Annotated in this window: 3 protein-coding genes; 1 reads left to right on the top strand and 2 read right to left on the bottom strand. The window is 61.8% G+C overall.

Annotated elements, in window-relative coordinates; genetic code table 11:
* Positions 1-663 (bottom strand): TRAP transporter substrate-binding protein DctP (dctP, locus tag ACLHHB_RS00275; RefSeq protein WP_410216270.1); only part of this gene is annotated, 663 nt, incomplete at its 3' end.
* 328 nt (positions 664-991) lie between these two features.
* On the opposite strand from dctP, the gene ACLHHB_RS00280 reads away from it, so the two are divergent.
* A complete protein-coding gene (locus ACLHHB_RS00280) occupies positions 992-2428 on the top strand; it encodes a YfcC family protein (RefSeq protein WP_410216271.1) in 1437 nt (478 codons plus the stop codon).
* A gap of 36 nt (positions 2429-2464) precedes the next feature.
* Here the strand turns inward: ACLHHB_RS00280 and ACLHHB_RS00285 are convergent.
* On the bottom strand, positions 2465-3375 hold a 911-nt coding region (locus ACLHHB_RS00285; RefSeq protein ID WP_410216272.1), incomplete at its 5' end, for a TRAP transporter large permease subunit.

Consider the following 3375-nt stretch of genomic DNA (forward strand, 5'->3'; position numbering starts at 1 on the left):
CAGGTTCTCCTGCACCTCGTTCAACTTGGCTGACACGATGACTGAAAGCGGATTTTCCTGACCGTCGATGGCACCCTGTTCCAGCGCGCCGATAACCTCTGGCCAAGCCATGGGCGTGGGTGCGGCACCGAGAGCGCGGAAGGCCTCGATGTGAACCTGGTTTTCCATCGTGCGGATCTTCAGGCCAGACAAATCAGCCGGGGTCTCGATGGGACCGCGATTGCTGGTGATGTGGCGGAAACCCTGCTCCCCCCATGCAAGCGCGTGTAGGCCAGCGTTGTCGAACTTGGCGAGCATTTCTTCGCCGATTTCGCCATCAAGGACTGCGCGGGCATGGTTCTTGTCGCGCAGCAGGAAGGGGATGCCCAAAACGCCAACCTCGGGAACGAAGTTCGACAGCGTGCCGTCAGAGGCGATGGTCATCTCGATGGTGCCCAGCTGCAGCCCCTCCAGAACCTCACGCTCTCCCCCAAGGCCAGAGGACGGGAAGTGGCGGAAGCTGAACTGGTCCCCAAGACTGACCTTCAGAGACTCCTCGAAGGCCGAGGCCCCCGCGCCGTAATGGCTGTCCTCGGCCAGCGCATAGCCGATTTTGATTTCCTGCGCGGCAGCAGGCGCTGCGAAGGCCACACCCACCAGCGCGACAGTCAGAAAATGCTTCATATCTGTTTCCTTCCCCCTGTTGGGCGCGAAGTTACTGTCACCTGCCTGTGATGCACAAGCCACCAAGGCAACTTGTGCAAAATTTGCTCCTACATGCTGGAGGACAACTGCGCCGCTGCAGATCCTGAACAATGCTTTGTTGCGCGGGCTCTGCAGAAGCCCTGCAGATCTTTATTTGGCCATTGCACCCGCCGCCCTTTCTACGCCTGCTGCAGTAGGAGGAGATCCTTTGCCGAGCCAGCAGTGCCAGTGGCGCAACGACAGGTTGCGGATGGTGCCGCGCCCTGCGCAACTGGCGCAACCTCGAAGCGTCAACAGGGAGATGACAATGTCCAACACCACCAAAGGGGCCTCCGATACAGGAAGTAGCCGCAGCTTTCGTCTGCCGCATATCTACGTGATCCTTTTTGTCTTCACTGCGATTGCAGCATTGCTGACGCATGTGATCCCTGCAGGGATGTATGACAGGATCACGCTGGAAAATGGTCGGATAGCCGTGGACCCGGACACGTTCCGCTACGTGGACGCATCGCCGGTCGGGCTGGAGCAGTTCATGATGGCAGTGCCTCGTGGGCTGATCGACGCCTCGCAGGTGGTTTTCTTTACCCTGATCATCGGCGGGATGTTCATGGTCATACGCGCAACAGGGATAATCGACGTCGCCGTAGACAAGCTGACACGCCGGTTTGCCAAGCGCAGCATTCTGATGATTCCAGTGTTGATGCTAACCTTCGCGACAATCGCCACCTTGATCGGCACGCAGGAACTTGCACTCGTCTATGTGCCCGTGATCCTTCCGCTGATGATCGGCCTGCGCTTTGACAGTGTTGTTGCGGTGGCTACAGCACTGTTGGCAACGACCGCCGGGTTCACCGCGGGCGTGCTGAACCCGGTCAACACCGGTCTCGGCCAGACCATCGCCGAACTTCCGCTTTACTCCGGTTTCGGGCTGCGGACGCTTCTGTTTCTGTGTCTCACCGCCGCTGCGATCGCTTACCTGATGCGCTATGCCCTTAAGGTGCGGGCCCGTCCTGATTTCAGTCTCATGGCAGGCGACGCAGCCGAACTGCAAAAGCGGCGCGTCTACGTGCATGACGCCGAACAGCCCGCGATGTCGTTTTCGAAGCGACAGGCTTGGGGCGGCATCGCCACCATCGGCTTCTTTGTCGTTATGGTCTGGGGTGTGCTGACCCGTGGCTGGTTCATGACCGAGATGGCTGGCCTCTTCGTGTTGATGGGGATTTCGGTCGGGCTGATCGCAGGCCTCAACACCGGCAAGATCTGCGAAGCCTTCAACCAGGGCTTTCAGGATGTTCTCGTTGGCGCGATCATCGTGGGGCTAGCCCGTGCTGTCGCCGTGATGCTGGAACAGGGACAGGTCATGGATACACTAGTCCATGGGCTGGGCAGCGTTGTAGGCGGTCTGCCCTCCACGTTTTCGGCGCTCGGCATGTTCGTCTCGCAGCTCGGCTTCAACTTTGTTGTTCCCTCGGGCAGCGGGCAAGCTTTGGTGACAATGCCGATCATGGCACCGCTGTCGGATCTGATCGGCGTCACCCGCCAAAGCGCGGTGCTGGCGTATCAACTGGGAGACGGGCTCTCGAACATCCTCTATCCGACCTCGGGCTACTTCATGGCAACGCTGGCGCTGGCCGGAGTTAGCTGGGACCGTTGGGTGCGCTTTTTCCTGCCGTTGTTCGGCATTTGGATCGCCATCGCTGCAGCGTTCCTGATCTACGCCCAAGCCGTTGATTGGATCGGCTGATTGAGCTCGCAAGCGAGGCTGAGTGACGTGTATCCTTTACCCGCCCCAGCTGACGAAGATCAGGACCATTCCCAACACCAGGCCTGCCACCCTGTGCACCGGCCTCCGGAGCCCGATCAGCGCGTAGGAGATGACCACGCATCCGCCGCCGACCAGGGCGGCGGACAGCAGCGCTGAACCGGGTGCCTCGGCCAGCCGGATCAGGTCCGGACGCGCGATCATGCCGAGCGGGATGAGGTAAAGCCCCACACCCAAGGCCATGGCCGTCAGGGCCACCCGCAGCCAGTTCTCCTCCGCCATGCCGGCCGCGATGAAGATGGCGCCGCAGACCGGCGGCGTGATGGTCGAGAGGAGCGCAAACCAGAAGACGAAGAGATGCGCCTGCAGCGGCTCCAGGCCCAGAGCCGTCAGGGCCGGTCCCGCCACTGAGACACAGATGACATAGGCCGCCGTCGTTGGCACCTCCATCCCGAGGACGAGGCAGGCCAGCGCGGTCAGCAGCAGAGAAGGCCAGAGGTTGCCATCCGACGCCGACAGGATCAGCGAGGTGATCTTCACCCCCAGTCCGGTGATGGCCAGCACGCCCACGATGATCGACGCGCAGAGGATGATTGCCGCGATGAGCGACACCTGTCGCGCGGCACCGATCAGTGCCACCTCGGCCCGGCCCGCCGCGCGTCGCAGGTCGAGCCGCAGATCGGCGCCGGTGAGGAGCAGGACGGCTCCTGCGATGATCGCCAGCGCCGCCGAATACTGCGGCGTGTAGCTTGCCCAGAACATCGCCCCCAGCAGCACCGCAAAGGGCACCATGAAGAAGGCGGAGGTCACCAGAACCTCTCGGGTCGCAGGTCGCTGCTCCGGCGGCAGTCCTCCCAGATCCAGGCGACGCGCATAGGCGTCGATCCCGAACCAGACCACGGCAAAGTAGAGAAGCGCCGGCAAGAGCG

The organism is Paracoccus sp. (in: a-proteobacteria) (assembly GCF_046462195.1).
GTDB lineage: Bacteria > Pseudomonadota > Alphaproteobacteria > Rhodobacterales > Rhodobacteraceae > Paracoccus.

Excerpts from the sequence above, each read along its gene's own strand:
- ACLHHB_RS00280 (WP_410216271.1), top strand. The coding sequence starts at position 992 with ATGTCCAACACCACCAAAGGGGCCTCCGATACAGGAAGTAGCCGCAGC.